Source organism: Spongiibacter marinus (genome assembly GCF_016906995.1).
GTDB lineage: Bacteria > Pseudomonadota > Gammaproteobacteria > Pseudomonadales > Spongiibacteraceae > Spongiibacter > Spongiibacter marinus.
This window is the reverse complement of the sequence record NZ_JAFBBD010000006.1, coordinates 55,297-81,217: the sequence shown is the minus strand read 5'-3', so window position 1 is coordinate 81,217 and position 25,921 is coordinate 55,297. Positions and strand designations below refer to the sequence as shown.

26 protein-coding genes are annotated in these 25,921 nt (G+C 55.8%); 3 read left to right on the top strand and 23 right to left on the bottom strand.

The window, feature by feature from the left end:
* Window positions 1–42 precede the first annotated feature (42 nt).
* Together HNR64_RS10355 and HNR64_RS10350 are read right to left on the bottom strand one after the other, a co-directional pair.
* Entirely contained in the window at window positions 43–264 is a 222-nt protein-coding gene (locus HNR64_RS10355) for a YheU family protein (protein ID WP_204996411.1), read from the bottom strand.
* A gap of 20 nt (window positions 265–284) precedes the next feature.
* Window positions 285–593 carry an MTH1187 family thiamine-binding protein gene (locus HNR64_RS10350; protein ID WP_204996410.1) on the bottom strand — a complete coding sequence of 103 codons (309 nt, stop codon included), beginning with the start codon at window positions 591–593 and terminating at the stop codon, window positions 285–287.
* Window positions 594–697: 104 nt separating this feature from the next.
* Between HNR64_RS10350 and HNR64_RS10345 the strand changes: the two genes are divergently transcribed.
* Window positions 698–1,222, top strand: a complete 525-nt coding sequence (locus tag HNR64_RS10345) for a glycine cleavage system transcriptional repressor (RefSeq protein ID WP_204996409.1) — start codon at window positions 698–700, stop codon at window positions 1,220–1,222.
* Between the two features lie 10 nt (window positions 1,223–1,232).
* Here HNR64_RS10345 and HNR64_RS10340 read toward each other — a convergent pair whose 3' ends face one another.
* The 5 genes from HNR64_RS10340 to prmB all read right to left on the bottom strand — a co-directional run bounded on the left by HNR64_RS10340 (window position 1,233) and on the right by prmB (window position 5,255).
* Entirely contained in the window at window positions 1,233–1,439 is a 207-nt protein-coding gene (locus HNR64_RS10340) for a hypothetical protein (RefSeq protein WP_204996408.1), read from the bottom strand.
* A 20-nt stretch (window positions 1,440–1,459) separates the two neighbouring features.
* Window positions 1,460–1,891, bottom strand: a complete 432-nt coding sequence (locus HNR64_RS10335) for a hypothetical protein (RefSeq protein ID WP_027873832.1) — start codon at window positions 1,889–1,891, stop codon at window positions 1,460–1,462.
* A 62-nt stretch (window positions 1,892–1,953) separates the two neighbouring features.
* Window positions 1,954–3,108, bottom strand: a complete 1,155-nt coding sequence (locus tag HNR64_RS10330; protein WP_204996407.1) for an MFS transporter — start codon at window positions 3,106–3,108, stop codon at window positions 1,954–1,956.
* 11 nt (window positions 3,109–3,119) lie between these two features.
* Window positions 3,120–4,217 (bottom strand): chorismate synthase, encoded by a 1,098-nt coding sequence (gene aroC / locus HNR64_RS10325; RefSeq protein ID WP_204996406.1) that lies wholly within the window; start codon window positions 4,215–4,217, stop codon window positions 3,120–3,122.
* Window positions 4,218–4,343: 126 nt separating this feature from the next.
* Window positions 4,344–5,255, bottom strand: coding sequence for a 50S ribosomal protein L3 N(5)-glutamine methyltransferase (gene prmB / locus HNR64_RS10320; RefSeq protein ID WP_204996405.1), 912 nt, complete (start codon window positions 5,253–5,255; stop codon window positions 4,344–4,346).
* Between the two features lie 150 nt (window positions 5,256–5,405).
* On the opposite strand from prmB, the gene folE reads away from it, so the two are divergent.
* Both folE and HNR64_RS10310 read left to right on the top strand, forming a co-directional pair.
* On the top strand, window positions 5,406–5,945 hold the full coding sequence (gene folE, locus HNR64_RS10315) for a GTP cyclohydrolase I FolE (protein ID WP_204996404.1): 540 nt from the start codon (window positions 5,406–5,408) through the stop codon (window positions 5,943–5,945).
* A 178-nt stretch (window positions 5,946–6,123) separates the two neighbouring features.
* Window positions 6,124–7,113, top strand: a complete 990-nt coding sequence (locus HNR64_RS10310; RefSeq protein WP_204996403.1) for a 1-aminocyclopropane-1-carboxylate deaminase/D-cysteine desulfhydrase — start codon at window positions 6,124–6,126, stop codon at window positions 7,111–7,113.
* Window positions 7,114–7,169: 56 nt separating this feature from the next.
* On the opposite strand, the gene HNR64_RS10305 is transcribed toward HNR64_RS10310, so the two are convergent.
* The 16 genes from HNR64_RS10305 to sdhC all read right to left on the bottom strand — a co-directional run bounded on the left by HNR64_RS10305 (window position 7,170) and on the right by sdhC (window position 25,798).
* Window positions 7,170–7,478 carry a hypothetical protein gene (locus HNR64_RS10305; protein ID WP_204996402.1) on the bottom strand — a complete coding sequence of 103 codons (309 nt, stop codon included), beginning with the start codon at window positions 7,476–7,478 and terminating at the stop codon, window positions 7,170–7,172.
* Between the two features lie 115 nt (window positions 7,479–7,593).
* Entirely contained in the window at window positions 7,594–8,463 is an 870-nt protein-coding gene (locus tag HNR64_RS10300; RefSeq protein WP_204996401.1) for an alpha/beta fold hydrolase, read from the bottom strand.
* 4 nt (window positions 8,464–8,467) lie between these two features.
* The gene (sixA, locus tag HNR64_RS10295; RefSeq protein WP_204996400.1) at window positions 8,468–8,944 is read right to left on the bottom strand and encodes a phosphohistidine phosphatase SixA; all 477 of its coding nucleotides are present in this window, start codon (window positions 8,942–8,944) and stop codon (window positions 8,468–8,470) included.
* The gene (locus HNR64_RS10290) at window positions 8,944–9,966 is read right to left on the bottom strand and encodes an NAD(P)H-dependent glycerol-3-phosphate dehydrogenase (protein WP_204996399.1); all 1,023 of its coding nucleotides are present in this window, start codon (window positions 9,964–9,966) and stop codon (window positions 8,944–8,946) included. Before HNR64_RS10290 ends, sixA begins: the two co-directional genes overlap by 1 nt.
* 119 nt (window positions 9,967–10,085) lie before the next feature.
* Complete coding sequence (htpG, locus tag HNR64_RS10285) at window positions 10,086–11,987, bottom strand: molecular chaperone HtpG (protein WP_204996398.1); 1,902 nt, start codon at window positions 11,985–11,987, stop codon at window positions 10,086–10,088.
* An 84-nt stretch (window positions 11,988–12,071) separates the two neighbouring features.
* Complete coding sequence (locus HNR64_RS10280) at window positions 12,072–13,757, bottom strand: acyl-CoA dehydrogenase family protein (protein ID WP_204996397.1); 1,686 nt, start codon at window positions 13,755–13,757, stop codon at window positions 12,072–12,074.
* A gap of 8 nt (window positions 13,758–13,765) precedes the next feature.
* Window positions 13,766–14,365, bottom strand: a complete 600-nt coding sequence (locus HNR64_RS10275) for a TetR/AcrR family transcriptional regulator (RefSeq protein ID WP_204996396.1) — start codon at window positions 14,363–14,365, stop codon at window positions 13,766–13,768.
* Between the two features lie 143 nt (window positions 14,366–14,508).
* Entirely contained in the window at window positions 14,509–15,381 is an 873-nt protein-coding gene (gene sucD, locus HNR64_RS10270) for a succinate--CoA ligase subunit alpha (protein WP_027873845.1), read from the bottom strand.
* Window positions 15,381–16,547 (bottom strand): ADP-forming succinate--CoA ligase subunit beta, encoded by a 1,167-nt coding sequence (gene sucC / locus HNR64_RS10265; protein WP_204996395.1) that lies wholly within the window; start codon window positions 16,545–16,547, stop codon window positions 15,381–15,383. The genes sucD and sucC overlap by 1 nt, the downstream gene beginning before the upstream one ends.
* 138 nt (window positions 16,548–16,685) lie before the next feature.
* Entirely contained in the window at window positions 16,686–18,122 is a 1,437-nt protein-coding gene (gene lpdA / locus HNR64_RS10260; protein WP_204996394.1) for a dihydrolipoyl dehydrogenase, read from the bottom strand.
* A gap of 53 nt (window positions 18,123–18,175) precedes the next feature.
* Window positions 18,176–19,369 (bottom strand): 2-oxoglutarate dehydrogenase complex dihydrolipoyllysine-residue succinyltransferase, encoded by a 1,194-nt coding sequence (gene odhB, locus HNR64_RS10255; protein ID WP_027873848.1) that lies wholly within the window; start codon window positions 19,367–19,369, stop codon window positions 18,176–18,178.
* Window positions 19,370–19,424: 55 nt separating this feature from the next.
* The gene (locus tag HNR64_RS10250; RefSeq protein ID WP_204996393.1) at window positions 19,425–22,259 is read right to left on the bottom strand and encodes a 2-oxoglutarate dehydrogenase E1 component; all 2,835 of its coding nucleotides are present in this window, start codon (window positions 22,257–22,259) and stop codon (window positions 19,425–19,427) included.
* A 289-nt stretch (window positions 22,260–22,548) separates the two neighbouring features.
* Window positions 22,549–23,265 (bottom strand): succinate dehydrogenase iron-sulfur subunit, encoded by a 717-nt coding sequence (locus HNR64_RS10245; protein ID WP_027873850.1) that lies wholly within the window; start codon window positions 23,263–23,265, stop codon window positions 22,549–22,551.
* Between the two features lie 17 nt (window positions 23,266–23,282).
* Window positions 23,283–25,055: a succinate dehydrogenase flavoprotein subunit gene (sdhA, locus tag HNR64_RS10240; RefSeq protein WP_027873851.1), complete on the bottom strand. Its 1,773-nt coding sequence runs from the start codon at window positions 25,053–25,055 to the stop codon at window positions 23,283–23,285.
* A gap of 3 nt (window positions 25,056–25,058) precedes the next feature.
* On the bottom strand, window positions 25,059–25,430 hold the full coding sequence (sdhD, locus tag HNR64_RS10235; protein ID WP_036256246.1) for a succinate dehydrogenase, hydrophobic membrane anchor protein: 372 nt from the start codon (window positions 25,428–25,430) through the stop codon (window positions 25,059–25,061).
* Entirely contained in the window at window positions 25,424–25,798 is a 375-nt protein-coding gene (gene sdhC / locus HNR64_RS10230; RefSeq protein WP_204996392.1) for a succinate dehydrogenase, cytochrome b556 subunit, read from the bottom strand. Before sdhC ends, sdhD begins: the two co-directional genes overlap by 7 nt.
* Window positions 25,799–25,921: the final 123 nt, after the last annotated feature.

Genomic DNA, 25,921 nt, shown 5'->3' with positions numbered 1-25,921 from the left:
CGAGGTATTGTGGCGGCGTGGCCCTAAAAATCAACACGCGGCTTAGGGGCGGCGCGGCAAAATAGACCAGCTCTCGGTCTCGGCGCAGAAGGCGATAAACGCCTGGCCACTTTTTAATGCCGCCCGCAGTTGGGCGATTTTTTCTTCCTGGCTCAGCTCGCGCTCGCCATAGTCAGTGCCGTCGCGGCTAACCAGCTCCTCCAGCATGCCCTGAAAGGCATCCTCGCTCAGTTTCTGCCAGGGAATTTCCAAATAATCTGCCATTCCAACCTCGTTAAGTCTGCTCAGCACTCACTGCCCTGAAAGCCGGCAACACTGTCAATTTTATCTTGTAGGTTCTGCTCTCTGTCTACCCGCGTGCCAATTTTTAACTGGCTGTGGATACGCGGCGCCCCCATCTCGTGAATGCGCATATGGCACAGCTTCACCGCCGCCATGACTGCCTCCCACTCACCTTCGACATTGGTGCCAAAGGCATGCAGCTGGTAAGTCAGGCCGCTGTCATCAAAAATTCGCTGACACTCGGCAATATACGGTGACAGCGACTCGCCGACATTGAGCGGTATTACACAGAGTTCCACATGTACATGCATTTCTTAACCCACCGGCCTACTCAGCAGCCATCGCTGATGATATGTTCAAGCAGATATCGTATCGTTACTGCTATAACGTGTCTCTATACTTACAGGATTTACCATTGAATACGTCTGTTGTTTTTACCTTTATCAGCAAGGACCGACCCGGGTTGGTTGAATTGGTTTCCAGCGCCATTGCCAGTGTCGGTGGAAGTTGGCAGGAAAGCCGAATGACACAATTGGCGGGCCAGTTTGCCGGCATCGGCCGCGTAAATGTGGCAGGCGATCAGCGCGATGCCCTGATCAGCGCCCTGCGCGCGCTCAGCACCGATGGCATTCAAGTCACCATTGATGACAGCGCCAATACCAGCGACGGCAGCGCCGAACAACACGGCTGCCAACTGCATATTTTGGGCAACGACCGGCCGGGAATCGTGCGGGAAGTGAGCCGCGCCTTGAAAGATCGCCAGATCAATGTGACTGAACTCAGCTCGAATATCACCAGTGCGCCGATGAGTGGCGAGGCGCTGTTCGACGCCCACGTGAAAGCGGACTTACCCGCCGGTTGCGACCTGGACGAATTGAACGACGCCCTGGAAGAGATTGCCGAACAGCTGAGCGTCGATATCGATATTGAGCGCGCCTAGAAACGGCCGCTCAACGCAATTTTTTCATCACAAACACCGTCGCGGTCGCCGCCGCGACGATCACCACAACACCGAGCATGCACATCAGCAAATAGCCGAGCACTTCCCGCCACGGTACATCAAAACTCCACACCGCTGAACACACCAGCATCACTGTTGCCAGCACCGCCAGCACCGGCGTACGGTAGCGTTTAAACAGCACAAACCACTCAGCCACCTTCGGCAAACCCTCTTCGCTTAAGCAAAACTGTCCTCTCGCAGCCACTCACAACGCAAGCGACCGGAGTCATCTCCGGGGGCATGGTAATCCCCTTCGGCTTGCCATACAAAGGTATGTGTACCGTTATAGGCCGTTTGCAGGTGCACCGTTGCCGACACCCAATACATTTTGCTGAGCATTTTCTCAAATAAACGCAGCCATGCATCCCACTCGTGCTCTATCGCCTTGTAGGAACTGCCAAAGTGAATGACATCGGTTTGGCAGTCGCCGAACTCCACGGCGCGGCGCGGCACGGAAAACATTTCCCGACACAGCAAAGGCCAGTCTTCGGCCGAGGGTAAGGTATCAGTAATTTGCTGATTCACCTCGCGGCGTTCCTGCAAATCGACACCGTCTCGCACAAACAACATATCCGTAATGCAGCCGTAAACGACGGATTCTTGAGCCATAGTTGATCTTCCGACTTTTTCTTTCAGTCTACCGCTGCAATGACGCCGACGCGACGACACACTTAACGAGGCGTGTCCGGCGTCTCAAAATAGCGCCAGGCAATTATCGCCGCCAGTGCTGCGGCGCCGCTGGCCACCCAGAAACACTGGGCCGGGCTGATGTCCCAGGCGTAACCACTCAGCACCGCGCCCAACGCACCACCGGCGCCAAAGCTCAAGCCACTGTACAGCGCCATACCCTGGCCGTGGTGAGCGGTAAAAAACCGCCGTATCGTTTCGACGGCGGCAGCGTGAGCACTGCCAAAACTGGCCGCGTGCAAACACTGGGCAAACACCAAAATGGCCACTGACTCGACAAATTCAGCAATTAACCACCAGCGCAACGCCGTTAGCGCCAGGCTGGCGATCAAAATCTGGCGCAGACTAAAGCGCTCCAGCAGCCGGTGCATACCCATAAACAGCAACATTTCAGCGAACACCCCTAGCGACCACAACATCCCCGTTGCCGACTTGCTATAGCCCTGCGCTTCCAAATGAATACTGAAAAAGGTGTAGTACGGCCCGTGGGAGAATTGCAGCAGAAAACTGGTGGCAAAGAAGGCAATCACCGCTGGCTGCTTTAATATTCGCATCAGCGAACCGGGGCTGCGATCACCCCGCGTTAAGCCCTCGGGGTTTTCTGCCACCAGCAAGCTACCCAGCCAGATAGCCGACAACAATGCAGTAATGATGTACAGCAGATGCACAATGGGGTGGTGGTCCAGCCACGCACCCACCGCCAATACCGCGGCGATAAAACCAATCGAGCCCCACAAACGGATCAATGAATAGCGGCCATGCTGACCGCTCAAATGGCTGAGCGTTAGCACGTCGAACTGCGAGAGTACCGCATTCCAAAAGAAGCTGTAGCCCACCACCACGGCGGCGAGCCAGTAGAAGTCCTGCCGGAAGTACACTCCACCAAAGGCGATAACCGCCAGCAGCGCCCCCAGGCGAATAATTCGCGTGCGGCAGTCATAGCGGTCAGCCAGGTAGCCCCATAAGTTGGGCGCCAGTACCTTGGTGACCATCACCAGCGCCGAGAGAATCCCGATCTCGCCAGAGGAATATCCCAGCGACTTCAGGTACAGCGACCAATATGGCAACCACGTGCCCAGCAGGGCAAAGTAGAAGAAATAAAAGGCGGAAAGCCGCCAATACGGCACTGCCTGCGCCATAGCCGCCTAACCTAGCGGCGCGCCGGAATCACCGGTGTTTGGCACTGAACATCGGCATTTTGGCCACGGTTACGCAACAGGTGGTCCATCAGCACAATCGCCAGCATCGCCTCGGCGATAGGTACCGCGCGAATGCCCACGCAGGGGTCGTGGCGGCCAGTGGTTATCACGTCCACAGCCTCGCCCTGCTGGTTAATGGTTTGGCCAGGAATCAAAATGCTCGATGTCGGCTTCAGCGCCATATGGGCGACAATATCCTGCCCACTGGAAATTCCGCCCAGCACGCCACCGGCATTATTTGAGGTAAAGCCTTCAGGAGTGAGCTCGTCTCGGTGTTCGCTGCCGCGGGCATCTACGCAGTCAAAGCCTGCGCCAATCTCAACCCCCTTCACCGCGTTAATCCCCATCAGGGCATGGGCGATATCGGCATCCAAGCGATCGAAAACTGGCTCGCCCAGGCCTACTGGCACTCCGCTGGCCACCACCGAAATTTTGGCCCCTACAGAATCGCCGGATTTACGCAGCGCCTGCATATAGGTTTCCATTTCGGAAATTTTATCAGCGTCCGGGCAAAAGAAAGGATTCTCTTCAACAATGTCCCAATCGAGCTTATCTGCCTTAATCGGCCCCAGCTGCGACAAGTATCCCCTCACCTGCACGCCGTGATGCTCTGCCAGGTACTTTTTGGCGATTGCCCCGGCAGCGACTCGCATCGCGGTTTCGCGCGCCGACGAACGGCCACCACCGCGGTAGTCACGCTGACCGTATTTTTGCTCGTAGCTGTAGTCGGCATGCATAGGGCGGAAACGGTCTTTGATCTTGCTGTAATCCTTCGAACGCTGATCCTGGTTCTCAATCAACAGCCCAATAGAGGTACCGGTGGTCTCCCCCTCGAAAACTCCAGACAGAATTTTCACTTCATCGTTTTCACGGCGCTGGGTGGTATAGCGCGAGGTGCCAGGCTTGCGGCGGTCTAAATCGCGCTGCAAATCACTCTCGGAAATTGCCAGCCCCGGCGGGCAGCCATCGATAATTGCGCCCAAGGCAAGGCCGTGGCTTTCGCCAAAGGTGGTGACGGTGAACAACTTACCGATGGTGTTACCTGACATGAAACAATCCTGCGTTGGGACAATAGGGCTGGCAAAACTGCCTGGCCGTAAATCATTACTCTACAAAGCGCGAAAAACAGTGCCGAACAAACAGCGCCTGAATTATACGTGAAAGCGGCGTCTGAGTCAGAGGCTATCCGCGGCCTCTACCAACTGCTCTCGGGTCAGCGCAAACACGCCGTGACCGCCGCGCTCGAACTCCAGCCAGGTAAATGGCAATGTCGGGTAGGCCTGCTCAAGTGCCACCCAGCTATTGCCTACCTCGACTACCAGCAAACCACCCTCTTCCAAATGGTCGGCCGCGTCGCGCAGGATGCGGCGAGTCAGGTCCAGGCCGTCCTCCCCCGACGCCAACCCCAGCGCGGGCTCGCGATGATATTCCGCGGGCATTTCCGCGAGGTCTCTGGCGTCTACGTAGGGCGGGTTGCTAACGATCAGGGAATAGCGCTGCCCCTTCAAGCCGCTAAACACATCGGAGTGAATAGCCTTCACCCTGTGGCCGAGTTCGTGGCGGGCAATATTGATGCCGGCGACATCCAGCGCATCGTCGGAAATATCCGCAACATCTATTTCGGCATCGTCAAAGGCGTAGGCGCAGGCAATACCAATACAAGCGCTGCCGGTGCAGAGGTCCAATATGCGCTGGGGTTCGCTCGCTAACCACGGTTCAAAACCGTTTTCGATCAGTTCTGCAATGGGCGAGCGCGGCACCAATACTCGCTCATCCACATAAAATGACAGCCCGGCAAACCACGCCTCATGGGTTAAGTAAGCGGCGGGTAAACGCTCTTCCACTCTGCGCTGTAGCAGCTGCACAATATGCTCGCGCTCACTGGGCAGTATGGTGGCATCCAGGAACGCGTCCGAGCTATCGAAGGGTAACTCTAGGGCGTGAAGCACCAGCAGCCGGGCCTCGTCCAGGGCATTATCGGTGCCGTGACCGAAAAACAATCCAGCGCGGCTGAATTCACTCAGGCCCCAGCGAATGTAGTCCCGAACCGTGGTCAGGTGTTGGCAAATCTCATTGTTGTGTGCCACCGCAGCGCCCTTCTATAAACCCGTTTTTAGCAAGCAATAATAACCAGCGCGAAGTTTACACTGCCCCCAAAGCGCTGCCCAGCATGCTTGGGAAAGCGTAAGGGCTCTGATACCATTGCGGCTCGTTTATAGGACATAAAAGAGAAGCTGGTGGAAAAAGCATTCGAAGAGATCATCAAACAAATTGGTGAAGACCTTGAGCGTGACGGCTTACTCGACACGCCAAAACGCGCGGCAAAAGCCTTTGAGTTCCTTACCGAGGGTTACCGTCGCAGTGTTGACGAAGTCGTGAACGACGCACTGTTTGAATCCGACGCCAACGAAATGGTCGTGGTCTCCGACATCGAACTCTACTCGCTCTGCGAGCACCACCTGCTACCCTTCATCGGCAAATGCCACGTTGCCTACATTCCCAACGGCAAAGTTTTGGGCCTGTCTAAGGTGGCTCGCATTGTCGACCTCTACGCTCGCCGCCTGCAAATTCAAGAAGGCCTGACCACGCAGATCGCCAACACCGTGCAACAAGTGACTGGCGCCGAAGGCGTTGCCGTGATCATTGAAGCCCGCCATATGTGCATGATGATGCGCGGCGTGCAAAAGCAAAACTCCGTTATGCGCACCAGCGCCATGTTGGGCGTGTTTAAAGACAACGCCGCCACGCGGGCAGAGTTTATGTCGCTGATCAAATAAAGCGTTGCTTTGGCCCGCTGGGCAACAAGGAAAATCAAAGGGCCGAAATAGCCCTTTTTTATTGCCACATCATTGACCAAATTACGGTATGCGTCGCCGCGACGGAGCCAAACAGCTATCCTCTGTCTTGTATACCACCCCAGAACGAGACATAAATGACGTGACCAGGACAAGGCCCTTGTTCGACAGCTACCCGCAACTGAGCGGCGCCCTACCCTGGCTCCCCCTCGCTGACCTACCCACGCCAGTTGAACCAGTATCCGGAATTGGCAGCAATGCCTGGATTAAACGCGACGACCTTTCCCACGCGGTGTATGGCGGCAACAAACTCCGCAAGCTGGAATTTATTTTGGCCGATGTTCTGGCGCGTGGCAAAACGCATGTAATCACCTTCGGCGCCACGGGCACCAACCACGGCGTTGCCACCGCCATGCTGTGCCAACAATTGGGCCTGCGCTGCACGGTGCTGCTATTTGAACAACCGCCCTCTACCACCGTGCGCGACAACCTCGCGCGAATGCGACACTTTGGCGCCGAGCTACAATATTGTGGCTCACTCGCCAATACCGTGCGGCATTACTACCTTCACCCCAAGCGCCTGTCACGCCGGCACTACTTTCTGTTTGCTGGCGGCTCCAATGTTGCCGGAACCATGGGCTTTATCAACGCAGCATTTGAGTTAAGGCAGCAAATCGACACCGGCCAGTGCCCATTGCCCAGCCAGATATTCGTGCCCGTTGGCTCCTCTGCTACCCTTGCCGGCTTAAGCATTGGCGCTGCGCTAGCAGGCTTAGAAAGCGATATTATTGGCATAAGGGTCGCCCCTTCCCACTTGGGCATCATTCCCACCTGCACCCCTGCCACAGTGAATCAACTCATCAGGCAAACATGCGCCGCGCTGACAAAAGCAGGCCTCTCACCGCCAACAATACCCACCGCCAAACTGGTCGACAGTTACTATGGCGATGGCTACGGCGTGGCCACCAAAGCGGGAAGCAGCGCCACGGAAAAATTCGCCGAGTGCGGTATTACCCTGGATCAAACCTATACCGCCAAAGCCGCGGCCGCGTTTTTAGACGCCGCAAGGCAAAGCACTGATGTGCAGCTTTACTGGCACACGTTTAATTCGCGGCCGGTTGACGGGGTACTTGAACGAAGCCGGGATTAGGGGGCCGAGGACTCGCTGATTTTTAATCAACAGCGCGACCGCGGTGATTTCTGACACTACTGAGCAAAAACCAAATAGCCTAGCGCCAAACATTCAATCGCTAACGGTGAGACAAAAGCCATGGCAACAGCGCGTTTGCCTTTTGAAACGTAGAAAACGCTGATCCAGTTTGTAATCAGGACCAGCAGTAATAATAGTGAAAAAGGGAAAACATACATACTTACATACAGGCAGAAGCCCGTAGCTGACATTGCGCCAATTGTACTAATTGAAACTCTGCCGGATACCGCACCAGCAGTCAGAGCACAAAGCCCAAGTACTGCGCTTGGCCAACCTAGAAATATCTCGTAGAGCAAATCTTCCATGATAAGTGCCCCTAATTATTGAGCTGGACAGCAGCCAGACCACGCTAAAGATCAAATACGTGGGCGCACTCTCCCCTGCTATTGGAGCCAACCCCGCTAATAGGAAAGACGATGGTTAAACCTGCGACAGAAAATGCTCCACAACCGCCTCAGCGACTTCCTCAACGCAGCTATCCATATGGCAGTGATGGTCGCCATCAACATCCAGTGTGCTAAAGGCCTTCGGTCTGGCGTCGCTTAGTGCGAGTATTTCCTGGCCAAAGCCCTGTTTGGCGGCAATAAACAGCAGCGGCGCGTGAATGCCTTGCAGCACGGCCCGCCATTGCTCTGCGGTCAGTTTATGCGGGGAGGCGAGTGCAAGGCGGCGATCGCTGCGCCAATAAAATTTGCCGTCGTCACCCTGATAGGTACCGCGCTCGGCAATGGCACGAGCCGAGCGCTTGCTCATGGGCATTACTTTAATACGCGCGGCGGCGGCGTCTTCCAGGGTATCAAACGCGCGTGGCGGTCGCCCTTGGTTGGAAAATCCGTTTAGATAGCGCTGCAGCTGTTTGGGGAATTCTTCACCCGCTTGCGGGTCGGCCAGCAAACCGTCGATGCAGACGACCGCGCGAATATTGTCTGGCATAGCCGACGCCAGCAGCGCCGCGATCATCGCGCCGCGTGAGTGGGCCAACAGGCTGTATTGGGACCAGCCGAGTTGTTCGGCCACACCGCAGATAATTCGCAGATCGTCCCAAATGGCGTAGTTACCCGACGGCGGTTTGTGATCGCTATTCCCGTGGCCGGGCAGATCGAGCGCAACAATGCGCAGCGGGTTGCCCTGCTGCTGGAGATACTCGGCTATAGCGGCAAAACTGGCGGCATTGTCCAGCCAACCATGCAGGGCAAGCACTGGAATACCATCGGCCTGGCCCCAGGCTTGCGCGGCTATGTGCAGACCTTCCACCTCAAAGCTGAGCGATTCTGCAGAGACAGTCGTCATAGTACTAGCGGCCATTGTGAGCGTAGTTCGGAAAGTGACGCAGCCATTGCAAGTTGCCACAGCCCGGGGCGAACACCTCGGCGTCAACACGAGCCATACTGGCAGTTTGCAGCCCCCAATAGGATTGTGACTCGCCCTGCCAGTGAGCCAGCGCATTACTGAGTAGTGGGTTGTGCCCCACTAGCAGCAGGCGCTGACCGCGAAACGTCGACAGCATGGTATCGAGGTCTTCGAGTCGGTTATCCGGGGTCAGACAGGCTTTATTGCGCTGGGGTAGCTGCCAATCGGCATTGATAATGGCGGCGCTTTGCTGGGCGCGGCGGTAAGGGCTTACCCAGATTTCCTCGGGGCGCCAATCTTGCTGGCCAAGCCACTGCGCCGCGGCTTCAACTTCGGCAATACCGCGCTCGGTGAGTTCGCGCTCCATATCGGTAGCGGCATCCCACGATGCCGCGCCATGGCGAATTAAGACTATTTCCATCAGCTTTTCTGCACTGCAAATTCAACGTCGCGGTTTTGCTCCGCCCACATCATATCGCCAATCACTTCTTGCACGGTTTTGCCCTCGTAAATGATGGCGTACAAACCATTGACCAACGGCATGTAAATATCCAGCTGCTGAGATTGCTGCTTGAGCAGCTTGAGGGTATTCACCCCTTCCGCCACCTGCCCAAGCTCAGCGACGACCTCGTTCAGATCCCGCCCCTGCCCCAGCGCATAACCCACGCGGTAGTTGCGGCTCAGTGGCGAGGTACAGGTTACGAATAAATCGCCCACACCGGCCAGGCCCAAAAAGGTTAAGGGGTCGGCGCCCTTTTGCACGGCGTAGCGACTCATTTCCGCCAGACTGCGGGTAACCAGCATGCTGATCGTGTTGTGCCCCACGCCCAGTGCCGCCGCCAAACCCGCGACGATGGCGTAGACGTTTTTCAGGGCACCGGCCAGCTCCACCCCGTAGATATCGCTTCCGGCGTATACACGAAAATACGAGCACTGCAGCAGGTCTTGAATACACTGGGTTAGCCGCTCATCAGCACTGGCGATAACCGTGCCGGTAATTTCCCGCGCTGCCAGCTCTTTGGCAAGGTTTGGCCCACTCATCACGCCGATGCTGACGTTGCCCAGCTCTTCTCGCAAAACTTCGCTCATCAGTTCATTGCTGTCGACCTCGATACCCTTGGTCGTGCTGACCACCATAGTGCCGTCGGCTAATAACGGCGCCAGTTGGCGAGCCACATCGCGGCAAGACTTGCTGGGCACGGCAACGAAGACCACATCGCAGCCCGTTACGGTTTCGGCCAGATCGGTACTGGCGCGCAGGGCGGGGTTCAGGGAAATATCGGGCAGGTAGGCGCTGTTACTGTGCTGCTCGTTCACCTCGGCGACGCGCTCGGCGTTACGCATCCACAGGCACACATCATGGCCGTTATCGGCAACAATATTGGCGATTGCCGTACCGAAACTGCCCCCACCCACTATGGCTACTTTATGCTTGTCCGTCATTGCGGCTCCGCTTGTTGTTTTTCATGCAGTTTATCATTGCGCTGCGGCGATGAAGAACGGCGTCGAAAAAAAAGCGGCGCCGAAGCGCCGCTCTATTCACTGTGGTTCTTGCGCTTACGCTAGGCGCTGAGTTCCAGCAGCAGTTTATTCAGCTTGTTAACGTAGTCCGCAGGGTCTTCCAGCTGCGCGCCCTCGGCCAAATGCGCCTGATTAAAGAGAATGTCGACAAGGTCGGCAAAACGGTCTTCATCGGGCTCTTTGTCCAGTTTTTGCACCAGCGGGTGCTCTGGATTCAGCTCGAAAATCGGCTTGGACTCGGGCAGCGCCTGGCCAGCGGCTTCAAGAATACGCCGCATCTGCGCGCCCATATCGTGGTCACCCACTACCAGACACGCCGGCGAACTGGTCAGTCGGCTCGTCGCGCGCACCTCTTCAACCTTTTCACCCAGCGCCTTGGCAACGCGCTCAATCAGGTCTTTGTGCTCTTCAGCCAGTTCTTCCTGCGCTTTTTTCTCCTCTTCGTTTTCCAGCTCACCAAGGTCCAGCTGGCCGCGGCCAACATCCTGGAAGGCTTTGCCATCGAACTCAGCGAGGTGATTCATCAGCCAGTCGTCGACGCGGTCAGAAAGCAGCAAGACTTCAATACCTTTCTTGCGGAACACTTCCAGGTGAGGGCTGCTGGACGCAGTGCGATGGTTTTCAGCCACCACGTAGTAGATTTTCTCCTGCCCCTCTTTCATGCGTGCTACGTAATCTTCCAGCGAGTGCAGCTGTTCGGCCTTGTCATCGTGGGTGGTGGCAAAGCGCAGCAGCTTGGCAATCTTTTCGCGGTTGCTGAAGTCCTCAGCCGGGCCTTCTTTCAATACCTGACCAAAGGCCTTCCAGAACGTTTGGTATTTCTCAGTATCGTTCTTCGCCAGCTTGCCCAACATGTCCAGCACACGCTTGGTCAGTGCCGTTTTCATTGCATCCACAGCGGGGTCTTGCTGAAGAATTTCGCGCGATACATTGAGCGACAGGTCGTTAGAGTCCACCACACCTTTTACAAAGCGCAGGTACAGCGGCAGGAATTGCTCGGCGTCGTCCATAATGAAAGTGCGCTGCACATAGAGCTTAACGCCCCGCGCCGCGTCGCGGTTCCACATATCCATCGGTGGCTGCGATGGCAGGTATAGCAGGCTGGTGTATTCCAGCTTGCCTTCAACCTTGTTGTGACTCCAGGTGAGCGGCTCAGCAAAGTCGTGGCTCACGTGCTTATAGAAGGCCTGGTATTCGTCGTCCTTCACTTCGTTGCGCGGGCGCGTCCACAGCGCGGTGGCGGAGTTGATGCTTTCAAACTCCGGCTCGGGGGCCTCTTCACCCTCTTCCGCGGTAACCGTTTTTAGCATTTCTACGGGAATGCTGATGTGATCAGAGTATTTCTTGATGATGGAACGCAGTCGCCAATCATCGGCAAATTCTTTGTCTTCTTCGCGCAGGTGCAGTACCACCTTGGTACCACGCTCAGTGCGCTCACAGCTTTCAATGGAGAAGTCGGCTTCGCCAGTCGACTCCCAGTGCACACCTTCCGAGGCATCGGCGCCGGCGCGACGGGTGAATACTTCCACGCGCTCGGCAACGATAAAGGCCGAGTAAAAACCCACACCAAACTGACCGATGAGCTGCGAGTCTTTCTTGTTGTCGCCGCTGAGGTTTTTCAAAAATTCTGCGGTGCCTGAACGGGCGATAGTGCCGAGGTTGGCCACCACTTCCTCGCGGCTCATACCAATGCCGTTATCGCTAATGCTAACCGTGCCGGCCTCTTTGTCGGCCTCTACACGCACACGAAGATTGGGGTCGTTTTCAAACAGGCTGTCATTGGAAAGCGCTTCAAAGCGCAGCTTGTCAGCCGCATCGGAAGCATTAGAAACCAGCTCGCGAAGGAAAATTTCCTTGTTGCTGTACATGGAGTGGATCATCAGCTGAAGCATTTGCTTCGCTTCGGTTTGAAATCCCAGAGTTTCTTTTTCTGCTGTGGACATGCCTATCACCTGTAAAGCTAATTTATCGTTCGCCCAGCGGGACGTGTAAGCTTTATGGGGACAGGCTGTCCAATTTCAAGACCTTTACAGACGTTCGGGTAAAATACGCCGAACAATATGTGCCATATCCACGCCTTTGGGCAGGCAACCATACACGCCGTGGGGCTGCTGCAAACGCGAGGCGATAAAGGCCTCGGCCACCACAGGGTCGCCATTTTTTAGCAATAGCGCCGCTTGCAGACACAGCGCCATTTGCTCAACCAAGCGACGGGCGGCGTATTCAACGCCATCGCGATCCGCCAGCGACTGCCGCAACGCATCGATACCCTGGTCCAGCACTGCCGATTGACCGCGAACCTGTTCCAATTCAGCAAACCAACGCTGCTGAACCTCGGGCGATTTGTTAAAGGCGCGCAGCACATCCAGCGCCTGAATATTCCCCGAGCCTTCCCATATCGCATTAATCGGCGCCTCGCGGTACAAACGCGGCATAATGCAATTCTCGATGACGCCGTTGCCGCCGAGGCACTCCATGGCCTCGTAGGCATGGCCGGGTGTGCGTTTGCAGATCCAAAATTTGCCTACCGCGCAACCCAAGCGGAGCAGCAGCTTTTCGTCGTCGGTCTTAGCGTCCAGCGCGGCAGCCATGCGCAGGGTCATGGCCAACGATCCCTCCACCTCCAACTGCAGGTCTGCCAGCACGTTTTGCATGAGGGGCTGCTCGATTAAGCGCTTGCCAAAGGCTTCACGCTGGCTGGCGTGGTGCGCGGCCTGGGCAACGGCTTGGCGCTGGCCCGCGGTAGAGCCCACCATGCAGTCGAAGCGGGTCAAGGCGACCATTTCTATGATGGCGGGAACGCCCCGGCCTTCCTCCCCGACCATCCAACCTTGAGCAGCGCGCATTTCGACCTCTGAGGAGGCGTTTGAAACGTTGCCCATCTTGTTTTTTAGGCGCTGTACAAACAACGAGTTCTTCTCGCCATCCGATCGCCAGCGCGGCACCAGAAAGCAGCTCAAGCCGCCCGCCGACTGCGCCAGCATTAAAAAGGCATCGCACATCGGTGCGGATAAAAACCACTTGTGGCCGGTAATTTCGTAGAGTTCACCCGGGCCCTGAGCGCCAACAGCGCGAGCGACCGAGGTGTTGGCACGCACATCACTGCCACCCTGTTTCTCGGTCATACCCATGCCAATGGTGACGGCCTGCTTTTCAAAATAGGGCTTGTTCTCGGGCTCATAGCCCTGCGCCAGCACTTTGGGCAACCATTGCTTGGCGATACTCGGCGTGAGATTCAAGGTGGGTACTGAGGCAAAGGTCATGGTCAACGGGCAGCCGTGTCCGGCTTCAACCTGACTTTGCATATAACTATACGCAGCGCGCTGTGTGTGGGCCTGAGCAATGTCGCCCTGCCAGGGCATCGCGTGAATGCCCTGCTCCAAGGCCATTTTCATCAGTTTGTGATACGAGGGGTGAAAACGCACCTCATCCACGCGATGACCAAAGCGGTCATGGCTGTCGAACTGGGGCTTTTGCTCATTGGCGTCAAAGCCCCAGGCAATCACCTCAGCGCTGCCACAGCGCTGACCATAGTCGCGTAGCGCATCGAGAGCAGCGCCTGGCGCATAGCTGGTCAACGCCTGCTGCAGGGCGATGTCGTCGTCGAAGAGGTTGGTGTTTTCCAGCGCTTGAGATTGGTTGAACACCGAATGGGTATTCACTGTGTTATTGGCGTCATCGCTACTGGGATTTTGATTCTTCAACGGCTCCATAAGCCCTCCTAGTCTTTCGCCCCCACCGCTCGTAAGCAGAACAGGCAAAGTTCATCAATCATGTCGCTACTGCGCTCGGACTCTGCCAACGGCCCGAGCAAACTTTCTGCCAGTGCACCAACCAGTGCGGGTGCCACCAGCGCCGCTGGTTGTTGGCAAAACTCTCCGCTCTCAACCCCGCGTTTGACCACTTTCTCGAACAGCGCAGTGTAGTCGCGGCGAAAATTAATACGTGCCTCATCCACGGCTGGGTCGACCGGCTCGGCGATCAACGCCCAGGCAAACTGGGGCGCCATAAACGCGCGCTCGGCAAAACAACGCGTGCCGGCGACGATCTGTCCCCTTGCATCGCCAACGCCCTCCAGGGCGTCGGCAACGGCCCGCACTTCGCGGCGGCTGGCATGGGAGAAGACTTCCGTCGCCAGTTGGTCCTTGTTTTTGAAATACCGATAGACCGACCCCACACTAACCTGCGCATCGGCGGCGAGGGCTTGAATGGTCAGCGCTTTAAAGCCCCCTTCCCTTACCAATGATTCGGCGCTTTTCAGCAGCCGCTCACGCAATTCGGCCTTACGTTTGGCGATAGGTGGCGTTTCTCTGTAAGCCATAACACTGTCTCACCACAAGAAGTGAATCATAGTTCACTTTTTAACACAAGCACGACTTGAAGACGATGCGTCGGATTCAAGCCGCAAAATAAGCAGACACAAAAAAGGCGGCCGAAGCCGCCCTCTTAGCGTTACGGCCGAACTTACCAGCCAGTAACTTCTTTCAGTGCATCACCGATTTGCGCCAGTGAGCGCACGGTTTTAACGCCTGCATCTTCAAGTGCAGCAAACTTCTCATCGGCAGTACCTTTACCGCCCGAGATGATGGCGCCAGCGTGGCCCATACGTTTGCCTGGAGGTGCAGTCACACCGGCAATGTAAGAAACCACTGGCTTGCTTACGTTTGCTTTGATGTAGGCTGCCGCCTCTTCTTCTGCAGTGCCGCCGATTTCACCGATCATAACGATCGCTTCAGTGCCGGGGTCTTTCTCGAACATTTCCAGAATGTCGATGAAGTTAGAGCCCGGGATCGGGTCACCACCGATACCTACGCACGTAGATTGGCCGAAACCGTAATCAGTGGTTTGCTTAACCGCTTCATAGGTCAGTGTACCGGAGCGCGATACGATGCCTACTTTACCCGGCAAGTGAATGTGGCCAGGCATGATGCCGATTTTGCACTCGCCCGGAGTGATAACACCTGGGCAGTTAGGGCCAACCAGGCGAACGCCCAGCTCGTCACACTTCACTTTACACTCGAGCATGTCCAGTACGGGGATGTGCTCGGTGATACATACGATCAGCTTGATACCTGCGTTTGCCGCTTCCAGGATGGAGTCTTTGCAGAATGGCGCAGGTACGTAGATAACAGACGCTTCTGCGCCAGTCGCTTCTACGGCTTCTTTAACGGTATTGAACACGGGCAGGCCCAGGTGCTCAGTGCCGCCTTTGCCTGGCGTAACACCGCCAACCATTTTCGTGCCGTAGGCAATCGCTTGCTCAGAGTGGAAGGTACCCTGACCACCGGTGAAACCCTGGCAGATAACCTTGGTGTCTTTATTGATCAGAATAGCCATTATTTACCCTCCGCTGCTTTAACAGCCTGCTGAGCCGCGTCGGTCAGGCTGGTTGCCGCGATGATGTCCAAGCCAGACTCTGACAACAACTTAGAGCCCAGGTCGGCATTGTTACCTTCGAGACGCACAACTACAGGTACGCTCACACCCACTTCTTTCACTGCGCCGATAATACCTTCGGCGATCAGGTCACAGCGTACGATACCGCCAAAGATGTTAACCAATACGGCTTTAACGTTGCTGTCTTCGAGGATGATTTTGAAGGCTTCGGTAACGCGCTCTTTGGTCGCGCCGCCACCTACGTCGAGGAAGTTAGCAGGGAAACCGCCGTGCAGAGATACGATGTCCATAGTGCCCATCGCCAGGCCGGCACCGTTTACCATGCAACCAATGTTACCGGTCAGGGCAACGTAGTTCAGGTCCCACTCTGCTGCACGTGCTTCACGCTCGTCTTCCTGTGAAGGATCGTGCATGGCTTGCAGGTCTTTGTGGCGGTATACCGCGTTGCCGTCGATAACCACTTTGGCGTCCAGGCAGTGCAGGTTGCCTTCAGTGGTGATAACCAGCGGGTTAATTTCCAGCAGCGCCAGATCTTTTTCCTGGAACAGCTTAGCCAGACCCAGGAAGATGTTTACAAACTGCTTAACCTGAGTGGGGTTCAGACCCAGTTGGAAAGCCAGTTCACGGCCCTGGTAAGGCTGAGCGCCAGTCAGGGGATCGATGATTGCTTTGAGAATCTTCTCTGGAGTCTCTTCGGCAACTTTCTCGATTTCAACACCGCCTTCGGTAGAGGCCATGAAGACGATACGGCGAGTACCGCGGTCAAGCACGGCGCCCAGGTACAATTCCTGGTCGATATCGGTGCAAGACTCAACCAGAATTTTAGAAACTGGCTGACCATTTTCGTCTGTTTGGTAGGTAACCAGGTTCTTGCCCAGCCACTGCTCTGCAAACGCCTTAATTTCGTCGGTGCTGCTGACCAGCTTTACGCCACCAGCTTTACCACGGCCACCAGCGTGGACTTGAGCTTTTACAACCCACTTGTCTCCGCCGATTTTTTCAGCCGCAGCAGCGGCCTCTTCCGGGGTATCACAGGCGCAGCCTTTAGACACAGGCAGCCCGTATTCAGCAAACAGTTGTTTGCCTTGGTACTCGTGAAGGTTCATGTTGGATTTACCATCTCGGTCTGTGGAAGTGTTAAGCGGGCAATACGCTGTCAGTGAATGGCCCGCTCCCTCTGCACATTGCGGCACGCCGCAAAATTCGGGTCAGTATTTTCCCGAATTTTGCGAACTACCGCAAATCTATTTGCGCTTCTTGCGATTCGGCATGTGTATGGCGCGGCCGTCGACGGCCAATGCCGCCTCGTGAACCGCTTCCGACAAGGTCGGGTGGCCAAACACTGTCAGGGCGATATCTTCGGCTGAGGAACCGAATTCCATCGCAATAACGATTTGTTGAACAAGGTCGGCGGCGCTCGGGCCAATGATGTGACAGCCCAAAATGCGGTCCGTCTCTTCGTGGGCGAGAATCTTCACCATCCCTGTGGTGTCGTTGGCTGCCAGAGCGCGGCCACTGGCAACGAAGGGGAAACTGCCTGATTTGTAGGGTACACCGTCAGCTTTCAACTGCTCTTCGGTGGCGCCGACCATAGCAATTTCCGGGTGCGTGTAAATGATGGAAGGAATGCAGTCGTAGTTCATGCTGACTTTGTGGCCAGCGATGCGCTCGGCGACCATCACGCCCTCTTCCGAGCCTTTGTGAGCGAGCATCGGGCCGCGCACAATATCGCCCACCGCGTAGATGCCAGGTGCATCGGTTTCGCAGTGGTCGTTGACGAAGATAAAGCCGCGCTCGTCGAGGTTCACGCCGCTGTCGGCGGCCAACAGACCATTGCTCAGCGGACGGCGACCCACGCACACGATCAGCTTGTCGAAGGTTTCATCCTTCTCTTCGTCGTTCAGTGTGTAAGACACTTTAACTTTTTTGCGGCTGATCTCGGTGTCGGTAACCCGTGCACCCAAACGAATATCCAGACCCTGCTTTTTGAAGACTTTGGCAGCTTCTTTGGCAATTTGCTGGTCCATGGCCGGCAAGAAGCTATCCAGCGCTTCCAACACCACAACCTCGCTGCCCAAGCGGGCCCATACACTGCCCAATTCCAGGCCGATAACACCCGCGCCGATAACGCCAAGGCGTTTGGGCACAGATTGGAATTCCAGCGCGCCCGTGGAGTCGACAATTACCTCTTGGTCGATAGGCGCCGGTGGAATTTCAACCGGCACTGAACCAGCCGCGATAATGATGTTTTCTGCTTCCAGCGTTGACGTCGAACCATCTTCCGCGGTGACTTCAACCTTCTTACCCGCCAGCACTTTGCCGTAACCTTCGATGGTGGTTACGCCGTTGGCCTTAAACAGGCCGCCGACACCGCCAGTTAGCTGATCGACGATCGCGTCTTTGCGCTTGATCATCTCGGGCACATCGATGCTCACTTTACCGGTAGAAATACCGTGTACATCAAAGGCGTCTTTCGCTTCGTGATACTTGTAGCTGCTATCGAGCAGCGCTTTAGAGGGGATACAGCCAACATTCAGGCAGGTGCCACCCAGGGCAACCTTATCCGCCTTGTTGCGGTTTTTCTCAACGCAGGCCGTTTTCAAACCCAGCTGCGCAGCGCGAATAGCGGCTACGTAGCCTGCCGGTCCTGACCCGATTACGACAACATCGTACTTAGACATATCTGTTTCCTGTAATACCTAAACCATGGATTCCATTGACGCTAGCAGCGGTCTTATACCTCAAGCAGAATGCGCGCAGGATCTTCGATAAGGTCCTTAATGGTGACCAGGAACTGCACGGCGTCTTTGCCGTCGATCAAGCGGTGATCGTAAGACAGCGCCAAGTACATCATGGGAAGCACTTCAACCTGACCATTCACAGCCATCGGGCGCTCCTGGATTTTGTGCATACCCAAAATGGCCGTTTGCGGCGGATTCAGAATGGGCGTCGACAACAGCGAACCAAACACACCACCGTTGGTAATGGTGAAGGTTCCACCAGTCATGTCTTCGATACCCAGCTTGCCATCGCGAGCGCGCAAGCCGAAGTCGCGTACTTTGTCTTCGATCTTGGCCAGGCTCATGTGGTCGGCATCACGCAATACCGGCACTACCAGACCTTTATCGGTCGAAACCGCCACACCAACATCCTGGTAACCATGGTAAACGATATCGTCGCCGTCGATCGAAGCATTCACCGCGGGGAAGCGTTTCAGTGCTTCGCAAGCTGCCTTAACGAAGAAACCCATAAAGCCCAAGCGCGTGCCATTGTGGCTCTTTTCAAACAGGTCTTTGTACTGTTTGCGCAGCTCCATCACTGGCTTCATATTGACCTCGTTAAAGGTCGTGAGCATCGCTGTGGTCTGGCTGGCTTCAAGCAGACGCTCGGCAATGCGCTTACGCAGGCGGGTCATCGCCACACGTTTTTCTACGCGCTCACCGGCAGGCACATCTACCTCGGCTGCGGGTGCAGGTGCTGCAGCGGCCGGTTTGGCAGCTGGCGCCTGGTAATTCATCACATCTTCTTTCGTGATCAGGCCACCTTTGCCGGTGCCTTTTACGGCGCTGGCATCAATGCCCTTTTCTTCCAGCGCTTTGCGCGCCGCCGGGCTGATCTTCAGATCTTCACTGGCGGCAGGTGCTTGCGCTGCTTCGGGCGCGCTTTCCGCTTTGGGGGCTTCCCCTGCGGCGCCCTCTTCAAACACGGCCACGACTTCGTCGCTCAATACCGTGTCGCCTTCATTTTTGATAATTTCCTTCAACACACCGTCGGCTGGTGCAACCACCTCGAGCACGACTTTGTCGGTTTCGATGTCTACCAGCGGCTCGTCGCGGCTTACCGCCTCACCGACTTGTTTATGCCATGTTGCAATAGAGCCATCAGCAACAGATTCTGGAAACGTTGGCGCTTTGATTTCAGTACTCATTTTTCATCCTGTCGTTAGTTCGCTGCACGCGTCTATGGTTATGCGCTGGTCCGGCCTAGAGTTTCAAAGCCTGACTGATGAATTTTTCTTGCTGTTCAATGTGCAAGGCCATGTAGCCCGCAGCCGGCGACGCTGACGGTTCGCGACCGACGTAGCCCAACAGCAAATTCTTCTCGGGTTTAAAGCTGCGAATTACCCTCGCCATACGGTGGCGGCTGTTGTACCACGCCCCTTGGTTGCGCGGCTCTTCCTGACACCAAACCACTTTCTTCAGGTTTGGATACTGCGCAATAACTTCACGCAGATCGTCGTAGGGGAAGGGATAAAGCTGCTCTAAACGAACAATAGCGATAGAGTCTTTGCCATGCTCACGGCGAGCGTCGCGCAGGTCGTAATAGACCTTGCCGCTACACAACACCATGCGCGTCACTTTTGACTTATCGATATCGTCGGTTTCATCAATCACATTCTGGAACTGGCCATCCGTCAGCTCTTCCAGCGTTGATACCGCTTCCTTGTGGCGCAGCAGACTCTTCGGTGACATAACCACCAGTGGGCGGCGCAGCGGGCGGATAACCTGGCGGCGTAACATATGGAACACCTGCGCCGGCGTAGAGGGCACACACACTTGAATGTTGTGCTCGGCACACAATTGCAGGAAGCGTTCTAAGCGAGCAGATGAATGCTCAGGCCCCTGGCCTTCATAGCCGTGGGGTAACAACATGGTGAGACCGCATAAACGGCCCCATTTCAGCTCACCACTGCTGATGAACTGGTCGATTACCACCTGCGCGCCGTTGGCGAAGTCACCAAACTGCGCTTCCCAGATCACCAAGGCATTGGGCTGGGTGGTCGCGTAACCGTATTCAAACGCCAGTACCGCCTCTTCGGACAACAGCGAGTCGTAAATATCAAACGACGGCTGATCATCACTCACGTGTTGCAGTGGCACATAACGGCTGGCGTCTGTTTGGTTGTGCAATACCGCGTGGCGGTGCGAGAAGGTTCCGCGTCCCACGTCTTGCCCGGTAAGGCGAACCTGGTGGCCAGCATTGAGCAGGGAACCGTAGGCCAGCGTTTCGGCAAAGCCCCAGTTGATTGGCATGGCGCCGACAGCCATTTTGCGGCGATCTTCGTAGATCTTCGCCACTTGGCGCTGCACGCTAAAGGCCTCTGGCACGGCGTTAACCGCCTCTGCCACTTCTTTGAGTTCTTTGGCGTCGATGCGGGTATCACCCGAGACATCCCACGCATGTCCCAGATACGGCGTCCAATCGACAAACAGCTCGGTATTCGGCTCTTTCACCAAACTCTTGGCAACGTGCTGACCGTCGTCCAGGGCCTGACGGTATTCAGAGGCCATTTTGTCGGCGAGCGCTTTGTCGATAGTGCCATCGTCAAGCAGCTTGTTGACGTAGAGCTCGCGCGTACTCTTTTGCTTGCTGATTTGCTTGTACATCAGCGGCTGGGTGCCTGACGGCTCGTCCGCTTCGTTGTGACCGCGACGGCGGTAGCAGATCAAATCGACTACCACGTCTTTCTTGAATTCCTGGCGGAAGTCGGCGGCCAACTGCGACACGAACAACACCGCTTCGGGATCGTCACCGTTAACATGGAAAATCGGCGCCTGTACCATTTTTGCAACGTCGGTACAGTATTCCGTGGAGCGCGCGTCTTCCTGCAAGCTGGTGGTGAAACCCACTTGGTTGTTGATGACGACGTGGATCGTGCCACCGGTTTTGTAAGCGCGGGTTTGGGACATCTGAAATGTCTCCATGACCACACCCTGACCGGCAAAGGCCGCATCGCCGTGGAGTACTATCGGCACGACCTTTTCACCGACGGGATCAAAACGACGATCCTGCCGTGCACGCACAGAGCCCTCGACCACTGGCGATACAATTTCCAAGTGAGACGGGTTGAAGGCCAGTGCCAAATGCACTTCCCCGCCCGGGGTCATCACGTTGGAAGAAAAGCCCTGGTGGTATTTAACGTCGGCCGAGCCCTGGTATTGAACCTTGCCCTCGAACTCGTCGAAAAGTTCAGCGGGGTTCTTGCCCAGAATATTGACCAATACATTGAGTCGACCGCGGTGGGCCATACCAATGACAATTTCTTTGGCGCCGTATTCGCCGCCGCGCTGGATCATGGCGTCGATCATTGGGATCAGGCTCTCGCCGCCTTCCAGACCAAAACGCTTGGTACCGGGGTATTTTGAACCCAGCGACTTCTCAAGCCCTTCTGCAGCGGTCAAGCGCTCCAGCAGATGGCTGCGCGCCTCAAAACCGTATTCCGGCTTTGAACGTACACTCTCCATACGCTGCTGAATCCATGCACGCTCGCGGGTATCCACAATGTGCATGAACTCGGCGCCGACTGAGCGACAGTAGGTTTCACGCAGCGAGTCGTAGATCTCGCGAAGCGTCGCTTGGTCTTTACCGATGTACAGACTACCCGTCTGGAATACGGTATCGAAGTCCGCTTCGCTGAGCTGGTGATATTGCAGCTCCAAATCGGGTACGCCCGGGCGCTGCCACAGGTTCAGCGGATCGAGCTGCGCTTCCTGATGGCCCCGCTGACGATACGCGCTGACCAGCTGGATAACCCGTACCTGCTTGCGCTCATGCTCGCTGACCTCACTACTGGCCGAGGCAGCGGCGCGAACCGGCTGTTTGGCTAACTGAGCGAAGTGATCTCGGATCGGAGAATGAGGGATATCGCGGATAGCGGATTCGCTGACGCGGGGGAGCTGTTGAAAATAGTTTCGCCATTCCTCGGGAACAGCATTGGGATCAGTGAGGTAGGTTTCGTACAGGTCTTCGACGTAACCCGCATTTCCACCAGATATGTGGGAGCTCTTCCAAAGAAGCTCCATTGACGCTTTCTGCATTCCTGTCCACCTAATAACGAGAGGCGTGGCTGCCGGATGCTGCATCGCCCGATAAGGCGTTTTGCATCGTCTTACGCCCGCAGCGCTCAGTGTACGCCGCGAGGCCGGCTTAAACCACAGGCCTTAGCCAATCCCTCTCAATACGTTTTTTATCTCGCTAGTGCCGGTAAGCACCGAGTTGTATTTTGTTCCGGTGTCACGTTGTGACACCAAAGGACACAATACGCGCAGATTTTAGCCCTATCTTCGCAGGGTCTAATAAGTGGGGCTCTCTCGAGCCCCTCAGCGATTAGCTCGCCCGATTCAGCAACATGTTGCGAATATGGCCGATAGCCCGGGTTGGGTTCAAGCCTTTAGGGCAAACATTGACACAGTTTTGAATGCCGTGGCAACGGAAGACGCTAAAAGGATCGTCCAGTTCGCTCAAACGCTGTTCAGTTGCCGTGTCGCGGCTATCCGCAAGGAAGCGGTAAGCTTGCAACAGGCCGCTGGGGCCGATGAAGCGGTCCGGGTTCCACCAGAAAGACGGACAAGCCGTTGAACAACATGCACAAAGAATACACTCGTACAGGCCGTCGAGCTTGGCGCGCTCTTCAGGTGATTGCAGACGCTCGATCGCGGGCGCTGGCGTGTTGTTAATCAGGTAAGGCTTGATCTTCTCATATTGCTTGTAGAACAAGCTCATATCAATGATCAAGTCACGGATTACGGGCAAGCCGGGCAGCGGGCGCAGCACTAAGGTGTTACCACCCTTGCCGTTTTTCAAGGCTTCCGAAATCGGCGTAATACACGCCAAACCGTTTTTACCATTGATGTTCATACCATCGGAACCGCAGACACCTTCGCGGCAAGAGCGGCGGTAGGTCAGCGAAGGGTCCTTCGCTTTCAGCAGTTCCAATACGTCGAGTACCATCAGGTCTTTGCCGCCGGTGTCGAGCTCGACATCCTGCATGTACGGCTCCTGATCGACTTCAGGATTGTAGCGATAGAGACTGACTTTCAACATTTTCTCTTCTCCCCTGATCAGTAGGTGCGTACTTTAGGCGCGAAAGCTTCGCGGGTTTTCGGCGCGAAGTTAACCGCACGCTTACCAACACGCTTCTCGCCAGGGAAGTACATGGAATGACACAGCCAATTCTCATCGTCGCGATCTTGGAAATCTTCGCGAGCATGAGCACCGCGGCTTTCCTTGCGCTCCTCAGCGGCGATAGCCGTTGCTTCGGCCACCTCAAAGAGGTTTTGCAGTTCAAGCGCTTCGATACGCGCTGTGTTATACGCGTTGCTCTTGTCTTCCAGATGCGCGTTTTCAATGCGACCACGAAGATCTGCCAATTTCTTCACGCCTTCTTGCATGAAGTCACCGCGGCGGAATACACCGAAGTGGTTCTGCATGACGTTTTGCAGCTCGGTACGCAGATCGGCAACTTTCTCGCCGCCTTTGCTGTTGTTAACGCGGTTCAAACGCTCGTTGGCCTGCTCGAGATCGCTCTCTGAGGCGTCGCGCATATCGATACCTTCGCGCAGCGCTTTCTCAATAAACAGACCTGAAGCGCGACCAAATACCACCAGATCAAGCAGCGAGTTACCACCCAAACGGTTCGCGCCGTGTACCGATACACAGGCCACTTCACCACAGGCGTACAAGCCGGGAATCACTTGGTCGTTGCCGCTGGCGTCAACCGTCAATGCCTGGCCGTGAATATTGGTGGGAATACCGCCCATCATGTAGTGACAGGTTGGTACCACAGGCACTGGTTCTTTAACTGGGTCAGCGTGGGCGAAGGTGCGGCTCAGCTCACAAATACCCGGCAGGCGGCTTTCCAGCACTTCCTCGCCAAGGTGGTCGAGCTTGAGGAAAACGTGGTCGCCATTGGGGCCACAGCCACGGCCTTCGAGAATTTCCAGTGTCATTGAGCGAGCAACGACGTCGCGGCCTGCCAAGTCTTTGGCATTCGGCGCGTAACGCTCCATAAAGCGCTCGCCATCTTTATTGATCAGATAGCCACCTTCACCACGGCAGCCTTCTGTTACTAGAACCCCTGCGCCGGCAATACCGGTGGGGTGGAACTGCCACATCTCAATGTCTTGTACAGGGAAGCCAGCACGCAGGGCCATGCCAACGCCGTCGCCCGTATTGATGTGAGCGTTAGTGGTAGATGCGTAGATACGCCCTGCACCACCGGTCGCGAATACGGTTGCTTTCGCCTTCACGTAGACAACCTCACCGGTTTCGATGCAGATCGCCATCACACCGACAACGGCGCCGTCTTGGTTCTTTACAATGTCAGTGGCGAACCACTCATTAAAGAACACGGTGTTGTTCTTCAGGTTGCCCTGATAAAGGGTGTGCAGCAGAGCGTGACCGGTACGGTCAGCTGCTGCGCATGTCCGCGCCGCCTGACCGCCTTCACCGAAATTTTTAGATTGGCCGCCGAAGGGACGCTGATAGATACGACCTTCTTCTGTACGCGAGAACGGCAAACCCATGTGATCCAGCTCGAAAACCGCTTCTGGGCCAACGCTGGTCATGTATTCGATAGCGTCTTGGTCACCGATGTAGTCAGACCCTTTAACGGTATCGTACATGTGCCACTGCCACTGATCCTGAGGGTCGGCACTCGCGATCGCGCAAGTGATACCACCCTGGGCTGATACTGTGTGAGAGCGCGTAGGGAATACTTTAGAAATTACCGCAGTTTTGTAGCCTGACTGGGCCAACTGCAGTGCAGCGCGCATACCTGCGCCACCACCGCCGACGATAACGCCGTCAAAGGTAATAGTACGAACATTAGCCATTACTTAACTCCACAGAATCTGGATGCCCCAAACGAGGTAGGTGAACAGAACAACTGCTGATGCAGCCTGAAACGCCAGGCGCAAGACAAGACCCTTGCCACCCATCATACGCTCGGTCAGGTAGTCAGTAGAGACCGCCCACAAACCTATCCACGCGTGAGCAATTACCGACAGCACCGCTGCAGTACTAAATACACGCATAAATGTCGAAGCAAAGAACGCGCTCCACTGGGCGTAATCCATCGTGCTGCCTTCGCAAACCAAGTAGCCACCTACGACTAAGAAGTAAGCCAGCAGAACAACACCGGATACTCGCTGAACCAGCCAGTCTGAAAGACCGCTGCGACCAAAACTTGTTACTGATTTAACTACCATACCCATAACCCCGTCAGTACAACCAGAACCGCTGTAGTCAGCAGCACCAGCTTGGACCCTCTCTCGCCACCTTCCATAGACTCACCGATACCGGCGTCCATGACCAAATGCTTCACTCCCGCAGCAGCGTGGTAACTAATGCCCACTAATACTGCCCAGACGATCAGCTTGCCCCAGAACGATGACAAACACTCTTTGGCTTGAGCGAAACCTTCTGGACCACTGAGGCTAGTGCCCAGCAACCAGAATAAGACGGCCATACCGGCCACTAGGAAAACACCACTGACGCGGTGCATGATTGAGGTATATGCGGTAATCGGCAGTGCGATTGTCCCGATATCCAGGTTCACAGGTCGTTTATCGTTCACGGTTTTCCACACTTTATTTCAGGCCCTTTTACTACGGGCGGTTCAACGGAAGTGGATCTATCAAGTTTGCCGGGCTCTCCTTCCCGGGCTTCTTCCTAAGAGGTGCAAGCACTGGGGCTCGAG